12 protein-coding genes are annotated in these 14,707 nt (G+C 68.7%); 6 read left to right on the top strand and 6 right to left on the bottom strand.

Annotated features, from left to right (window positions below; genetic code table 11):
- Positions 1 to 34 precede the first annotated feature (34 nt).
- The 3 genes from BM252_RS06010 to BM252_RS06000 are packed head-to-tail and all read right to left on the bottom strand — an operon-like array spanning position 35 to position 5,419.
- A complete protein-coding gene (locus BM252_RS06010; protein WP_093384985.1) occupies positions 35 to 2,260 on the bottom strand; it encodes a DUF262 domain-containing protein in 2,226 nt (741 codons plus the stop codon).
- Positions 2,257 to 3,633: a sigma-54-dependent transcriptional regulator gene (locus BM252_RS06005; protein ID WP_093385181.1), complete on the bottom strand. Its 1,377-nt coding sequence runs from the start codon at positions 3,631 to 3,633 to the stop codon at positions 2,257 to 2,259. The genes BM252_RS06010 and BM252_RS06005 overlap by 4 nt, the downstream gene beginning before the upstream one ends.
- Positions 3,614 to 5,419 carry a sensor histidine kinase gene (locus BM252_RS06000; RefSeq protein ID WP_093384983.1) on the bottom strand — a complete coding sequence of 602 codons (1,806 nt, stop codon included), beginning with the start codon at positions 5,417 to 5,419 and terminating at the stop codon, positions 3,614 to 3,616. Before BM252_RS06000 ends, BM252_RS06005 begins: the two co-directional genes overlap by 20 nt.
- Positions 5,420 to 5,795: 376 nt before the next feature.
- On the opposite strand from BM252_RS06000, the gene BM252_RS05995 reads away from it, so the two are divergent.
- From BM252_RS05995 to rbsD, 6 genes are read left to right on the top strand one after another with little or no spacing between them, the layout of a single operon-like run.
- Positions 5,796 to 6,707, top strand: coding sequence for a sugar ABC transporter substrate-binding protein (locus tag BM252_RS05995; protein WP_245774122.1), 912 nt, complete (start codon positions 5,796 to 5,798; stop codon positions 6,705 to 6,707).
- 35 nt (positions 6,708 to 6,742) lie between these two features.
- Positions 6,743 to 8,335, top strand: coding sequence for a sugar ABC transporter ATP-binding protein (locus BM252_RS05990; protein ID WP_093384977.1), 1,593 nt, complete (start codon positions 6,743 to 6,745; stop codon positions 8,333 to 8,335).
- 14 nt (positions 8,336 to 8,349) lie between these two features.
- On the top strand, positions 8,350 to 9,312 hold the full coding sequence (locus BM252_RS05985) for an ABC transporter permease (protein ID WP_093384975.1): 963 nt from the start codon (positions 8,350 to 8,352) through the stop codon (positions 9,310 to 9,312).
- Between the two features lie 13 nt (positions 9,313 to 9,325).
- On the top strand, positions 9,326 to 10,348 hold the full coding sequence (locus tag BM252_RS05980; protein WP_093384972.1) for a LacI family DNA-binding transcriptional regulator: 1,023 nt from the start codon (positions 9,326 to 9,328) through the stop codon (positions 10,346 to 10,348).
- On the top strand, positions 10,345 to 11,253 hold the full coding sequence (rbsK, locus tag BM252_RS05975; protein ID WP_093384970.1) for a ribokinase: 909 nt from the start codon (positions 10,345 to 10,347) through the stop codon (positions 11,251 to 11,253). Before BM252_RS05980 ends, rbsK begins: the two co-directional genes overlap by 4 nt.
- Positions 11,250 to 11,642 carry a D-ribose pyranase gene (gene rbsD / locus BM252_RS05970; RefSeq protein ID WP_093384967.1) on the top strand — a complete coding sequence of 131 codons (393 nt, stop codon included), beginning with the start codon at positions 11,250 to 11,252 and terminating at the stop codon, positions 11,640 to 11,642. Before rbsK ends, rbsD begins: the two co-directional genes overlap by 4 nt.
- Positions 11,643 to 11,791: 149 nt before the next feature.
- Here the strand turns inward: rbsD and BM252_RS05965 are convergent, their stop codons facing one another.
- Genes BM252_RS05965 through BM252_RS05955 form a run of 3 tightly spaced genes read right to left on the bottom strand, consistent with a single transcriptional unit; the run spans position 11,792 to position 14,408 of the window.
- Positions 11,792 to 12,589 carry an ABC transporter ATP-binding protein gene (locus tag BM252_RS05965; protein ID WP_093384964.1) on the bottom strand — a complete coding sequence of 266 codons (798 nt, stop codon included), beginning with the start codon at positions 12,587 to 12,589 and terminating at the stop codon, positions 11,792 to 11,794.
- Between the two features lies 1 nt (position 12,590).
- Positions 12,591 to 13,412: an ABC transporter permease gene (locus BM252_RS05960; RefSeq protein WP_093384960.1), complete on the bottom strand. Its 822-nt coding sequence runs from the start codon at positions 13,410 to 13,412 to the stop codon at positions 12,591 to 12,593.
- 12 nt (positions 13,413 to 13,424) lie between these two features.
- A complete protein-coding gene (locus tag BM252_RS05955) occupies positions 13,425 to 14,408 on the bottom strand; it encodes an ABC transporter substrate-binding protein (RefSeq protein WP_093384957.1) in 984 nt (327 codons plus the stop codon).
- Positions 14,409 to 14,707: the final 299 nt, after the last annotated feature.

The following is a 14,707-nucleotide window of genomic DNA, read 5'->3' as shown; positions in this document are numbered from 1 at the left end:
CATACTAAATTGAATCGACGGAGAGTGGCTAAGGCTATAGCAACTGGTCGATGCCCAATCGATCGAACCACTCGGCGTAGATGCGTATCGAGCGGGCGCGGGCCGTAGCGGCGAAGCGCAGGGCCAGCTCGGGCTGGTTGACGTCGGCGCGGGCGACTTCGTAGGCTCGATGCTGGTCCTCGTTCAGGAGGCTGGGCGCCAGATCGGCCGGTGCGATCGTGCCCAACGCGTCGGCCTTGCTGCGGTTCTCCTCCATCGGCCAGGCGCGCAGGTTGCCGGTGCTGTTGAGCCACTCGCGGAACAGGGAGGTGCTGGCGTTGGCCTTGGTGTAGTACAGCGTGGCGGACGGCAGGATGTGGTCGAAGTCCCACGGCCGGTTCGATTGCTTCCAGGTGTCGGCGTTGGCCGGGTCGTAGTCGGGAAAGCGCTGGGCGAGGAAGGCGCGCTGCGCGTACAGCAGCAAATTGCGGTCCTTCAGGGCGCGTTCGATGAAGGGCCAGTCGTCGCGCTCGCGCGCCTCGGCGTCGGCGTGGCGCTCGACGGCGACGTGGCGCAGGGTCCAGCGCGGCTTGTGCTGCAGGTCGGCGGCCTGCGCCTCGGGAACGCAGGCCGCCAGCTGCGCCGGCGAACGCAGACCGAAGCCCAGTTTGCAGTCGCGCAGCGCATGTTGGAAGCAGGAGGGCGACAGCGTCCGGCCGGCGAAGCGCTGGCCGAACAGTTTGTCGACCGCGTTCGCCGGGTTGTCGCTGAACCAGCACAACGCCGTGGCCAGGCCGAGTATCGACGGCCGCAAGGACTCGCTTTGCTCGGGCGTGAGCGCCTGCCGGCGCGCGCACTGGGCGAAATACAGCAGCAGGAGGAACAGCTCCGGCGTGCGCCGCGCCATGCTGGTGCGCAGCACCGGCGGCAGGCCGCAGTCGCCGTCTTGCTCGGGGCGGTACAACAGCCAGTGGTCGACTTGTGCGAGGTCGCCATGCAGCGGCGCGCTGCGGTAGTCGTCGCCGCCGGCCTGCTCGTTGGCGATGCCGAGGTAGTTCAGCAGCTGGTCGCGTTCGTCGGCCGCGCTCGACAGCGCGCGGATGCGGCTGATCGAGAGCGGCGCGGGCAGCTTGGCCATGTCCGGCTTGGCGTTCATCAGCGCGGCGCGGACGGCCAGCGACGCCAGGTGGGAGCCCGGCATTGGCTGCTGCTTGCGCTGGTGCCGGTCGCGGATGGCGTCGAAGGATTCCTCGATGCGCGGCCAATACGCCTTGATCATGGAGAAGGCCAGCTCCTCGCCGCGCAGCACGGTGCCGGCGCTGTTTAATCGTTGAAACAGCTGCTCGACGGCGGCGATGCCGCCCGTCTCGTCGCCGGCCGGGCCGGAGGTCTGGACGGTGCCGTCGGCCAGCACCTCGGGCTGCACCTTGAGCGCGATGACGCGGCTGGCCCGCAGGTTCTCCAGCGCCTGGTCCAACGGCGCCAGGTCCACGCTCCGCTTGTCGATGGCGTCGGCCACCGACACCGCCCAAGGCAGGTCGGCATGCTGGCGGCAGCGCCGCGCCAGTTCCCGCCACAGCGAGTCGCCGCGCATTTGGCGCAGCAGCAGCGGGTGCAGTATCCAGGCCAGCGGAACGGCGAGCTCGCATTGCGTCGGCCAGGCGTGTTTGAGCTGCGGCCTTTGTCCCGGTGCGCAGGCGAGCTTGGCGCAGGCTTTGCGGATGGCGTCGACGCCGAGCGTGTCGGCGCTGTCGTTGCTCTTGTAGCCCCAGGGGTGGGCCTTGCTCAGCACGCGGAACAGGAACTGGCGGGTGCTGCCGGCCTTGCGCTCGGTGTCGGCCAGGTCCAGCCACAAGGTGGCCGGCAGGTCGGCCTCGGCGAGCTTGGCGTCGAGCGGATCGAGGAAGCCGAGGGCGATGGCGTTGCAGCGTTGCTGGCCGTCGAGCAGGTGGTAGCCGATCTCCTCGCCGCGCCAGCCGCTGTCGCGGGTATGCCGGCGCGACGACTGCGAGGGCAGGGTCCGGCACAGCACCAGCGAGCCGACCGGGAAGCCGCGCATCATGGAGTCCCACAGCAGCTCGACCTGGCCGGCGTCCCACACGGCGCCGCGTTGCAGCGACGGGATGCCCGCCACGAAAGGCGGCGCTTGCGGATCGGCCAGCTCCCTGGCCTGCCACGCCGCGATGGCGCGCAGGCTGAGGGCGGCGAATTGTGCGCTGTCGATCAGCTCGGGCGCGGCCGGGCTCCTTGCGTCGTCCATGCGCGGGTCTGCTTCGCTCATTTGCGGCCGGTGCCTATCTGGTACTTCTTGAGTTTGTCGTACAGGGTTTTGCGCGGCACCATCAGGTTGTCGGCGGCCTGGGCGACGTTGCCGTCCACGCTGGCCAGCGCCTGGATGATCAGCTCGCGCTCGTAGTGGTCGACCTGTTGCGGCAGCGGCAGCGGCTCGGCGCCGTCCTGTGCCGTGTGGGCCGGCGCTGGTGCGGTGGGTGTGCTTGCCGTCGGCGCGCCCGCGCCGGCCGCCGCCATACCGGCGCCGGCCACGCCCAGCACCAGCCGCTCGGCGAAGTTGCGCAGCTCGCGCACGTTGCCGGGCCAGTCGCCGGCCTGCCACTGCGCCATCTGCTGCGCGGTCCAGTCGGGGATCGGGCGTTGGTAGCGCAGCGCGGCGTCGCGCACGAAGTCGGCCAGCAGCAGCGGGATGTCGTCGCGCCGGTCGCGCAGGCGCGGCAGCTCCAGGCTGACCACGCCGATGCGGTAGTACAGGTCTTCGCGGAACAGGCCCTGCGCCGCAAGCTGCAACAGGTCGACCTTGGTGGCGGCGACGATGCGGCAGTCCAGCGCCACGCCCTCATTGCCGCCCAGGCGCTCCAGCCGGCGCTCCTGCAGCACGCGCAGCAGCTTGACCTGCAAGGCCATCGGCATGCTCTCGATCTCGTCAAGGAAGACCGTGCCGCCCTGGGCGTATTCGAGCTTGCCGATGCGCCGCTTGTGGGCGCCGGTGAAGGCGCCGGCCTCGTGGCCGAAGATCTCGCTTTCGAACACCGACTCGGGCAGGGCGCCGCAGTTGATGGCGACGAAGTTGCCCTTGCGGCCGCTGGCGGCGTGCAGCAGGCGCGCCACCACCTCCTTGCCGCTGCCGGTCTGGCCATGGATCAGGATGTCGACCGCCGCCGGGGCGACGTTGCGGATCACCAGCTTCAATTCCTCGATGGCCGGCGAGCGGCCGATCAAGTCCGGCATGTCGGGATGCCGGGCGCGCGCGGCGCGCAGCTGGCGGTTCTCCAGCACCAGGGCGCGCCGCTCCTGGGCGCGCCGCACGGCGTCGAGCAGGCGTTCGGCGGCGAAGGGTTTTTCGATGAAGTCGTAGGCGCCGCCGCGCATCGCCGCCACCGCCATGCCGACGTCGCCGTGGCCGGTGACGACGATCACCGGCAGCTCGGCGTCGAGCGCGGCGGTGTCTGCCAGCAGCTCCAGGCCGGAGCGGCCGGGCAGGCGCACGTCGGTGACGACGACGCCGGCGAAGTCGGCGCGCAGCAGGGCCAGCGCCTCCTCGGCGCTGGCGCAGGCCTGCACGGAAAAGCCGCCCAGCTCCAGCGTTTGCGTGGTGGCCAGGCGCAGCGGCGCCTCGTCTTCAATCAGGATGGCTTGCAACGATGACTCCTTGGTGTGAGAGCGGCAGGCGCAGCTCGAAGCGGGCGCCGCCGCCGGCCGGGTTGTGCGCGCTGAGCCGGCCGTTCATGGCCTGCACGATGGACGAGGAGATCGCCAGGCCCAGGCCTAGCCCCTTGCCCGACGGCTTGGTGGTGAAGAAGGGTTCGAACAGGTGCGCCGCCACCTGCTCGGGGATGCCGGCGCCGCTGTCGCTGATGCAGACCAAGGCCTCGTCGCCGTCGCGCGCCAAGGTGATGGCGACGCGCCGCTCGGCGGCATCCTCGACGGCGTCGAGCGCGTTGCGCAGCAGGTTGATGAGCACCTGCTCGATGCGCACCGTGTTGCCGGTCACCTGCAGCGGCCGCTGCAAGGCGTCGGCCGTGGCCTCGAACGTCAGCGCCACGTCGTGGCGGCGGAATTCGCTGTCGAGCAAAAAAGTCGAGGCGCGGATCGAGGCGGCCAGGTCGACCGGCGCGATGGTCTCGTCCTTGCGGGCGAAGCCCTTCAATTGGCTGATGATGGCGCCCATGCGCGCGCTGGCGGCGGCGATGTGGCCCAGGTTGGCGCTGGCCTGCGCCGGCTGGTCGCGCTCCAGATAGGTGCGGGCGTTGTCGGCGAAGGCGCGGATGGCCGCCAGCGGCTGGTTCAACTCGTGGGTGACGCCAGCCGCCATTTGCCCCAGCATGGCCAGCTTGCCGGCTTGGACCATCTGGTCCTGCGTCGAGCGCAGCAGGTGTTCGGCCTCCTGCAGCTTGGTGTACTTGTGTTCGAGGTTCTGGTTGGTCAGGCGCAGCTGCTGCGTGCGTTCGACGATCTTGTCGTCCAGCTCCAGCGCGGCGCGCTGCAGTGCCACGCGCGAGGCCAGTCCCTCCTCCAAGCGGCGGCGGCGTTGGTACAGCGCCCAGCTGGACACGGCGGCGCACACCAGCAGCAGCGCCGCCGCCAGCGCCCACAACAGGCCGACTCGCAGCACCCGCGCCTGGCCGGGGAACAGCATCAACTGCCAGCCCAGCTGGCCCACCGGCTGGGTGACGAAGTAGGGCGAGTGGCCGGCCAGCGGACGCACGGTTTGGCCCATGTACTGCTGGGTGCTGGCCAGCTCGCGCTCGGCGGCGGCGTCGAGCTTGCCCAGGCTGTGGTAGATCCAGTCCGGCCGGTTGCTGAGGAAGATGACGCCGCGGCTGTCGGCCAGCACGATGGGGTCGTCGCTGCTGCGCCAGGTACGTTCGAACTCGGCCAGGCTGATTTTGACGGCCACCACGCCGGCGACGGCGCCGCGCTTGCTGCCGTCGCGGTAGACCGGCTGGGCGATGAAGTAGCCGGCCTCGCTGGTGCTGGTGCCGATGCCGTAGAACAGGCCGGCCTTGCCGCGCAGCGCGGTGTGGAAGTAGGGACGGTAGGAGAAGTTCTTGCCGACGAAGCCGAGCGGCTGGTCCCAGTTGCTGGCGCCCAGGGTCATGCCGTCGCGGTCCATCACGTAGATGGCGCCCACCTTGGCCTGCTGCTGGATGGTTTGCAGCGTGCTGTTGAGCCGGGCGATGGCGCGCGCGTCGATGGGGTGGGCCAGCGCCTCGATCAGGTCGGGCTGGAAGCCCAGCACGAAGGGCAGGGTTTCGAATTTTTGCAGCACCGACTGCAGGTCCGGCGCCATAAGCTGCAGCTGGCGCTGGCCCTGGGCCATCAGCTCGGCGCGGGCGCGCTGCGCGCCGAGCAGGCCGGCGGCCGCGATCAGGCCGCCCGCCAACAGCAGGCCCAGCAATATCAGCAGTGATTTTTTAGCGCGCATAGGCTTCCACGGTCAGCAAGGGGGATTCTACTGCACGTGGGCAACATGGGACAGGGCGGTTTGGGAGGGGGCGGCGTTTGGTGTTGGTTCATTTATGGATGGGCGGGACGCTTGCAAACCCCAGCGGCGCAACCCTAGGGTCAGACCCTAGGGTCAGCCCCTGGCTCTTTGCCGCTGGGGTTTGCCGGCATGCCCGGCGCCTTGGCGTCCCAAATTTTTTGTTTCCGATGTGCCAGGCGTGAAAAATTGCGCTATGATTTCGAGCGCGCAAACGTTTGCGCGCACCAAATTGCATCGAAAAGATGCTTAAAATCAATATATGGAGACACAGATGACTCGTCGCACCCAATTGAAACTGCTCGCATCCGCCGCCCTGATGTCCCTGCTGCCGGCGCTGGCCACCAGCGCCAACGCCGCCGATGCGGCCAAGCCGAAGGTGGCGCTGGTGATGAAGTCGCTCGCCAACGAGTTCTTCCTGACCATGGAGAACGGCGCCAAGGAGCACCAGAAGGCCCACGCCGCCCAGTACGACCTGGTCGCCAACGGCATCAAGGACGAGCAGGACACCGCCGCCCAGATCAAGCTGGTCGAGCAGATGATCGTCTCCAAGGTCAACGCGCTGGTGATCGCGCCGGCCGACTCGAAGGCCCTGGTGCCGGTGCTGAAGAAGGCCGTCGACGCCGGCATCCTGGTGGTCAACATCGACAACAAGCTGGACGACGCCGCGCTGAAGGAAAAGGGCTTCCTGGTGCCTTTCGTCGGCCCGGACAACCGCAAGGGCGCCAAGCTGGTCGGCGACTTCCTCGGCAAGCAGCTGAAGAAGGGCGAGCAGGTCGGCATCATCGAAGGCGTCTCGACCACCTTCAACGCGCAGCAACGCACGCTGGGCTTCCAGGACGCCATGACGGCGGCCGGCGTCAAGGTGGTGGGCGTGCAGTCGGGCCAGTGGGAAATCGCCAGCGCCAACACGGTCGCCTCGGCCATGCTGAACGCGAATCCGAACATCACGGCTCTGCTGTGCGGTAACGACAACATGGCCATCGGCGCCATCTCGGCCATCCGCACCGCCGGCAAGGCGGGCAAGGTCAAGGTCATCGGCTACGACAACATCCAGGCCATCAAGCCGATGCTGAAGGACGGCCGCGTGCTGGCCACGGTCGACCAATTCGGCTCGCAGCAGGCGGTGTTCGGCATCGAGAGCCTGCTCAAGGCGCTGGCCGAGAAGAAGACCCAGGCCACCATGGGCGGTGTGATCGAGACCAAGGTCGCCCTGGTCACCAAGCCCTAAGTTGTAGATTCAATCGCGCCTAGCCGGAGTACGCCATGACCCTCGCCCCCCAAGCCAGCCCCTTGCTGAGCCTGACCGACATCGGCAAGACCTATGTCGAGCCGGTGCTCGGCGGCGTCGCCCTGCAACTGCACGCCGGCCAGGTGCTGGCGCTGACGGGCGAGAACGGCGCCGGCAAGAGCACGCTGTCGAAAATCATCTGCGGACTGGAGCCGGCCACCACCGGCGCCATGCTGCTCGACGGCTTGCCCTACCAGCCGGCCTCGCGCGGCCATGCCGAGCAGCTCGGCATCCGCATGGTGATGCAGGAGCTGAACCTGCTGCCGACGCTGTCGGTGGCCGAGAACCTCTACCTGAACCAGCTGCCGCACCGCTTCGGCTGGATCGACCGCGCCCGCCTGGAGCGCGACGCGCGCGCCTTGATGGCGCAGGTCGGCCTCGACGAGATCGACCCGTGGACGCCGGTCGGCCAGCTCGGCATCGGCCACCAGCAGATGATCGAGATCGCCCGCAACCTGATCGGCGACTGCCGCCTGCTGGTGCTCGACGAGCCGACCGCCATGCTGACCCACCGCGAGGTGGAGCTGTTGTTCGCCCAGATCGCCCGTTTGACGGCGCAGGGCGTGGCCATCATCTACATTTCGCACCGCCTGGAGGAACTCAAGCGCGTGGCCGACCGCATCGCCGTGCTGCGCGACGGCGAGCTGGTCTGCGACGACGACATCGCCGGCTACGGCAGCGCCGACCTGGTGCAGCTGATGGTCGGCCGCGCCGCCGACGCCGAGATCGACCTGAGCGGGCGCGACATCGGCGGGCCGCTGCTGCGTCTGCGCGGCCTCGGCCGCACGGGCGTGGTGCAGCCGACCGACTTGGAGGTGAAGGCCGGCGAGATCGTCGGCATCGCCGGCCTGATCGGCTCCGGCCGCACCGAGCTGCTGCGCCTGATCTTCGGCGCCGACCGCGCCGACAGCGGCGACATCTTCCTCGGCCACGGCGACGCGCCGGCCACGATCGACTCGCCACGGGCCGCCGTGGCCGCCGGCATCGCCATGATCACCGAGGACCGCAAGGGCCAGGGCCTGCTGCTGACGCAATCGATCGCCGTCAACGCCAGCCTGGCGCGGCTGGACGGGGTCAGCCGTGCCGGCTGGCTCGACGGCGCCGCCGAGGCCGAGGTGGCCGGGCGCTACATCGACCAACTGGGCATCCGCAGCCGCAACGGCGAGCAAAAGGTGGCCGAACTCTCCGGCGGCAACCAGCAGAAGGTCGTCATCGGCCGCTGGCTGTACCGCGACTGCGCGGTGATGCTGTTCGACGAGCCGACCCGTGGCATCGACATCGGCGCCAAGTTCGACATCTACAACGTGCTGGCCGACTTGGCGCGCCAAGGCAAGGGCCTGCTGATCGTCTCCAGCGACCTGCGCGAGCTGATGCTGATCTGCGACCGCATCGCCGTGATGAGCGCCGGCCGCATCGTCGACACCTTCGAGCGCGGCGCCTGGAGCCAGGACGAACTGCTGGCCGCCGCCTTCAGCGGCTACCTGTCGCCCAACGGCGGCGGCAACGGCAGCACTGGCGACACCAACGACAATCAAACAAACAAGGCCGCGCCCCTGGCCGCCGCCTGAATTTCGGACCCCACATGACCACTTCCTCCTTCCAACGCGGCGTCGTCGGCGGCGTCAAGACCTATGCCGGCCTGACCGGCGCGCTGCTCGCCATGTGCGTGCTGTTCGGCTTCGCCAGCGACCACTTCTTCACCCTCAGCACGCTCGGCACGCTGTCGAACGACATCCCCACGCTGGTGGTGATGGCGGTCGGCATGACCTTCGTGCTGATCATCGGCGGCATCGACCTGTCGGTCGGCTCGGTGATGGCGCTGGCCGCCTCCATCCTGTCGATGGCGGTGGTGCGCTGGGGCTGGCCGGTGTGGACCGCCAGCCTGCTCGGCGTGGCCTGCGCCGCGCTGTGCGGCGCGGCCACCGGCGCCATCTCGGTCGGCTGGCGCATCCCCTCGTTCATCGTCTCGCTCGGCGTGCTGGAGATCGCGCGCGGCATGGCCTACCAGGTCACCAACTCGCGCACCGAATACATCGGCAGCGCCGTCGAGGCGATCAGCGCACCGATCATCTTCGGCCTGTCGCCGGCCATCCTGGCGGCGCTGGCCATCGTGATCGCCGGCCAACTGGTGCTGACCCGCACCGTCATCGGCCGCCAGTGGATCGCCATCGGCACCAACGAGGAGGCGGTGCGCCTGTCGGGCATCGCGCCGCGTCCGCGCAAGGTGCTGGTGTACGCCATGATGGGCCTGTTGTCCGGCGTCGGCGCGCTGTTCCAGGTGTCGCGCCTGGAGGCGGCCGACCCCAACGGCGGCGTCGGCATGGAGCTGCAGGTGATCGCCGCCGTGGTCATCGGCGGCACCAGCTTGATGGGCGGGCGCGGCTCGGTCGTCAGCACCTTCATCGGCGTGCTGATCATCTCCGTGCTGGAGGCCGGCCTGGCCCAGGTCGGCGTCAGCGAGCCGATGAAGCGCATCGTCACCGGCCTGGTGATCGTCGCCGCCGTGGTGCTCGACACCTACCGCCGGCGCGGCGAACGCGCCTAGGGGAGGGCTCGCCATGGCCACCATCAAGCAGGTCGCGCAGGAGGCCGGGGTGTCCTTCACCACCGTGTCGCATGTGCTCAACAACACCCGGCCGGTCAGCGCCGAGGCGCGCGAGCGCGTGCTGGCCGCCGCCGAGCGGCTGCAGTACGTGCCCAGCGCGCTGGCGCGCTCGATGAAGAGCCGCACCACCGGCACCATCGGCCTGATCATCCCCAACAACACCAACCCCTACTTCTCGGAAGTGGCGCGCGGCATCGAGGACAGCTGCTACGCCGCCGGCTACAGCGTCATCCTGTGCAATTCGGACGACGACCCGGCCAAGCAGCGCGACTACGTCAACGTGCTGCTGTCGAAGCGCTGCGACGGCCTGATCCTGGCGGCGCTGTCGCAGACCGACGGCGAGCTGCTGCGCAAGATGAAGGTGCCGGCGGTGCTGCTCGACCGCGCGCCGAAGGACATGGTGATCGACATGGTCGGCGTCGACAACGAGGGCGGCGGCGCGCTCGCCGCCGCGCACCTGCTGGCGCAGGGCCGGCGCCGCATCGCCTGCATCGCCGGCCCGGCCGACATCGCCATCTCCACCCAGCGCATCGACGGGCTGCAGCGCGTGCTGGTCGCCGCCGGCGTCGCCTCGGCTGCCTGCCACTACGCCGACTTCACCAGCGCCGGCGGCTACTGGGCGGCGCAAGCGCTGCTGCGCCAGCCGGCCGCCAGCCGGCCCGACGCGCTGTTCTGCTGTAACGACCTGATGGCCATCGGCGCGCTGCGCGCCGCCGCCGAAAGCGGCCTGCGCGTGCCGCAGGAGCTGGCCGTGGTCGGCTTCGACGATATCGACCTGGCCAGCTTCGTCCACCCGCCGCTGACCAGCGTGGCGCAGAACACCCGCGAGATGGGGCGCATCACCGCGCAATGCCTGCTGGCGCGCATCGCCGAGCCGCACATGGCGCCGCAGCGCCGCATCATCGCGCCCGAACTCCACGTGCGCGGCTCCAGCGCCGTCGCCTCAATCAATGAAACAATAGGAACCGGAATATGATCGTCGTCATCGGCAGTATCAATATGGACCTGGTGCTGGGCGTGCCGCGCATGCCCATGCCGGGCGAAACCATCAGCGGCGGCCCGTTCGCCACCATCGCCGGCGGCAAGGGCGCCAACCAGGCCGTGGCCTGCGCCCGTCTGGCGGCCGGCCGCGTGCCGGTGGCCATGGTCGGCTGCGTCGGCGACGACGGCTTCGGCGACACGCTGCGCACCGCGCTGCAGGACGAGGGCATCGACGACAGCCACGTCAGCACCATCGCCGCCACCGCCACCGGCGTCGCCTCGATCCTGGTCGACGCGGCGGGGCAGAACAGCATCGTGCTGGCGGCCGGCGCCAACGCGCTGCTGTCGCCGGCCCACATCGACGCCGCCCGCGAGCTGATCGCGGCGGCCAGCATCGTCGTGCTGCAGCTGGAGGTGCCGCTGGAGACGGTCGGCCACGCGATCAAGCTGGCGCACAGCCTGGGCAAGACCGTGCTGCTGAATCCGGCGCCGGCGCGCAGCCTGCCGGTCGAGCTGCTGGCGCAGGTCGACTACCTGGTGCCCAACGAGATCGAGGCGGCCATGCTGCTGGGCGCCGACGCGCGCGGCGGCGCCGTCGTCGCCGCGCAGGCCGAACAGCTGCTGGCGCTGGGCTGCCGCAACGTGCTGGTCACGCTGGGCGCCGAGGGCGTCTACGCGGCCGACGCCGGCGGCGGCCACTACTACCCGGCGCGCCAGGTGAAGGCGGTCGACAGCACCGCCGCCGGCGACACCTTCATCGGCGGCCTGGTGGCCGCCTTGGCCACCGGCGCCACGCTGGAGCAGGCCATTTCGCTGGGCCAGCGCGCCGCCGCCATCAGCGTCACGCGCCGTGGCGCGCAGACCTCCATCCCCTATTTGCACGAACTGGACGCAGCATGAAAAAGACTCCCTTGCTCAACATCGCCTTGTCGCAGTTGATCGCCTCGCTGGGCCATGGCGACATGGTGGTGATCGGCGACGCCGGGCTGCCGGTGCCGCCGGGCGTGCCGCTGATCGACCTGGCCTTGACGGCCGGCGTGCCGGGCTTTGTGCAGACGGTGGAGGTGGTGCTCAGCGAGATGCAGGTGGAGCGCCATATCGTGGCGCAGGAGATGGCGCTGCGCAGCCCGGCGCTGGCTGCCGCGCTGGACGCGATGAATCTGCCGCAGCGCGCCGGCGTCAGCCACGAGGAGTTCAAGCAGATTTGCTGCGGTGCGCGCGCCATCGTGCGCACGGGCGAGCACACACCGTACGCCAACGTGATTTTGGTGGCGGGCGTGGTGTTCTAGGTTCACAGTGAAGTGCAGTGAGCGCAATGGAACCCAACGGCGCAAATCTAGGGTCAGACCCTAGGGTCTGACCCTGGCTCTCTGCCGTAGGGGTCTGCTGGCGTCCCCTGCGCCTTGGCCTAAAGGCGCACAAGACCGGCCCGCCGCGTTTAGTCGACGGCCGCCAGGCGGATCTCGTCGTTGTGGTGGCGCTGCTGCTCCTCCATCACCAGTTGTCCCAGCTCGCGTTTGAGGCTGTTGAACTCGGCCGAGGCCGGATCGCGCAGGCGCGGCAGCTCGACCACGATGTCGCGCTTGACCGTGCCGGGACGGTAGGTCATGACGACGATGCGGTCGGCCAGATAAATCGCCTCCTCGATCGAGTGGGTCACAAAAATAATCGTCTTCTTCAGCTCGGCCCAGATGCGCAGCAGCTCGTCCTGCAGATTGCGCCGGGTCAGCGCGTCCAAGGCGCCGAAGGGCTCGTCCATCAACATGATCGGCGAGTCCAGCGCCAGCACGCGGGCGATGGCGACGCGCTGGCGCATGCCGCCCGACAGGTCTTTCGGGAAGCGGTGCTTGAAGTCGCCCAGCGACAGCATGGCCAGCAACTGGTCCACCTTCTGGTCGATCTGCGCTTGCGGCATACCCTTGATCTCCAGGCCGAAGGCGATGTTCTTCTCCACCGTCATCCAAGGGAACAGCGCGTACTCCTGGAACACCATGCCGCGCTCCGGGCCGGGGCCGGTGACCAGCTTGCCGTCGGCGTGGATCTCGCCCGAGGAGGGCAGGGCGAAGCCGGCGATGGCGTTGAGCAGGGTCGACTTGCCGCAGCCGGATGGCCCCAGCAGGCAGACGAACTGGCCCTGCGGGATCTCCAGGTTGATGTCCTTGAGGGCGACGACTTCGCGGCTGTCGGTCTTGAAGACCTTGTTGACGCCGCGGACGGTGATGTGGGTTGCGCTCATCTTAGTTCTCCAGACCGCGGTGCCAGCGCAGCAGATAGTTGTTCAGTTTGTTCATGCCGAGGTCGATCACCAGGCCCAGCAGGCCGATGCTGATCATGCCGGCGATAATCTTGTCCGACCAGAAGTACTCGCGCGCCTCCAGGATGCGGAAGCCCAGGCCGTTGTTGACGGCGATCATCTCCGAGACGATCACCACGATGAAGGCGGTGCCGATGCCGATGCGCACCCCCGACAGGATGTAGGGCACGGCGGCCGGCAGCATGACGCGGACGAACATGGTGCGCTGGCTCACGCCCAGGTTGCGGGCGGCGCGGATGTAGATGCCGTCGACCTGGCGCACGCCGGCGATGGTGTTGACCAGCACCGGGAAGAAGGCGCCCAGGGCGATCAGGAACACGGCCGGCGCGTTGCCCAGGCCGAACCACAGGATGGCCAGCGGAATGTAGGCGATCGGCGGAATCGGCCGCAGCACCTGCATCAGCGGATTGAGCCAGGCGTAGGCGCGCTTGCTGGAACCCATCACCAGGCCCAGCGGCAGCGCCAGGCCGGCGCCGACGGCGAAGCCGACCACCACGCGGTACATGCTGCTCAGCGTGTCGCCCAGCAGTTCGCCGGACACGGCCCAGGCCAGCCAGGAGCCGCCGGCCGGGTCGTAGGCCGTCAACGGCAGCAGGTATTCGAACCACTTGCGCACCACCGCCACCGGCGAGGGCAGCACCTGCGGGTTGATCCAACCGAGCATCGCGCTGGCTTGCCAGAGCGCGACGATGAGGACCGGCACCACGGTGCCGGCGGCGATGTCTCGCCATTTTTGCTGTGTCATGTCGTCTCCCGCTTATTGGATGTTGAGGCTTTTCTTGGCGGCGTCGAGCAGGTCGGTCTTGACCCAGTCCTTGGCCACGGGCGGATTGCGCATCTTGCCGGTGCCGAACTTGGCCATCACGTCGGTGGTGGTCTGGATGTGCTCGGCGGTGATGTCGTAGCTGTACGGCGAGTTGCTGATGGCGTCCTCGAAGTCGTCCTTGGTGATCTGGTTCTTGAAGATGGTCTCGCGCACGTATTTCTCGGCGACGGCCTTGTTGTCGATGAACAGCTTGGTGGCTTGGACGAAGCAGCTCATGAACTTGGCGGCGACGGCGCGGCGTTCCTTGTAGAACTTCTCGCTCATCACCATGGTGCGCACCGGCGCGCCGATCGGCGTGTCGTAGGGCTTCATCACCTCGACGCCGTAGCCCTTGTTGATGGCCTGCGACGATTGCGGCTCGGACTGCATGATGGCGTCGATGTTCTTGCCCAGCAGTGCCTGGTTCAGGTCGGCGAAGGCGAGGAACACCAGTTGCACGTCCTTGCCCGGCTGGTCGGAGGCGCTCAGGCCGTGCTGGGCCAGTTCGGCGATCAGCAGCACCTCGTGGATGCCGCCGCGCGTCACGCCGACCTTCTTGCCCTTCAGATCCTTGACCGACTTGATGTTGCCGTCGGGACGGGCGACCAGCCGTGCGCCGCCTTTGGCGAAGCCGGCCACGATGTAGATGGGCGCGCCGTTGGCGCGGCCGGAGATGGCCGCCTCGGAGGCGGTGGCGCCAACGTCGAGCTCGCCGGCCAGGATGGCTTGCATCACGTCGGGGCCCTTGGCGAAGACGTGCTCCTCGACGCGGATGCCGCATTTCGGCGCGATTTCCTTGATGTAGGAGACGGCGCCGTAGTGGGCGAACTTGAGGTTGCCGAGGCGGACCACGTCCTCGGCCTGGGCGGCGCCGGCGAAGCTGGCGGCGAAGGCGGTGGCGACGACGGCGAGGGTGCTGCGGTGGAATGTGGACATGCGGGTCTCCTTCTGGTTTGTATGCCAAAAGCAATTGCAGGTTCCGTGCCAGCGGGCGGGGCGGGGCTAAGCTATTGATTTGTAAGGAAGGGGAGCGCGGCCGGCGGCGGCGAGGTGGGCGTTCCGGGCGGAAATCCGCAATGCGGCGGGGTGGCAGTGCGGATTTCCGCGCAAGTACGAGGTTCTTCGCGGATTCGTGGTACGCCAGCCTTACCCCGCAACCAGAGGGGTCTGACCCCATCCGGGGTCAGACCCCGTGGCGTATCGACGTGCGGGGTGGAACCAAAAAAAGGGCCGAA

The organism is Rugamonas rubra, assembly GCF_900114705.1.
Lineage (GTDB): Bacteria > Pseudomonadota > Gammaproteobacteria > Burkholderiales > Burkholderiaceae_D > Rugamonas > Rugamonas rubra.
This window is presented reverse-complemented; position numbering and strand designations above follow the sequence as displayed.

Bases quoted from the DNA above. Each gene is read 5' to 3' on its own strand.
- BM252_RS06010 (WP_093384985.1), bottom strand. From the start codon at position 2,260: ATGAGCGAAGCAGACCCGCGCATGGACGACGCAAGGAGCCCGGCCGCG.
- BM252_RS06000 (WP_093384983.1), bottom strand. From the start codon at position 5,419: ATGCGCGCTAAAAAATCACTGCTGATATTGCTGGGCCTGCTGTTGGCG.
- BM252_RS05995 (WP_245774122.1), top strand. From the start codon at position 5,796: ATGTCCCTGCTGCCGGCGCTGGCCACCAGCGCCAACGCCGCCGATGCG.
- BM252_RS05990 (WP_093384977.1), top strand. From the start codon at position 6,743: ATGACCCTCGCCCCCCAAGCCAGCCCCTTGCTGAGCCTGACCGACATC.
- BM252_RS05985 (WP_093384975.1), top strand. From the start codon at position 8,350: ATGACCACTTCCTCCTTCCAACGCGGCGTCGTCGGCGGCGTCAAGACC.
- BM252_RS05980 (WP_093384972.1), top strand. From the start codon at position 9,326: ATGGCCACCATCAAGCAGGTCGCGCAGGAGGCCGGGGTGTCCTTCACC.
- rbsK (WP_093384970.1), top strand. From the start codon at position 10,345: ATGATCGTCGTCATCGGCAGTATCAATATGGACCTGGTGCTGGGCGTG.
- rbsD (WP_093384967.1), top strand. From the start codon at position 11,250: ATGAAAAAGACTCCCTTGCTCAACATCGCCTTGTCGCAGTTGATCGCC.
- BM252_RS05965 (WP_093384964.1), bottom strand. From the start codon at position 12,589: ATGAGCGCAACCCACATCACCGTCCGCGGCGTCAACAAGGTCTTCAAG.
- BM252_RS05960 (WP_093384960.1), bottom strand. From the start codon at position 13,412: ATGACACAGCAAAAATGGCGAGACATCGCCGCCGGCACCGTGGTGCCG.
- BM252_RS05955 (WP_093384957.1), bottom strand. From the start codon at position 14,408: ATGTCCACATTCCACCGCAGCACCCTCGCCGTCGTCGCCACCGCCTTC.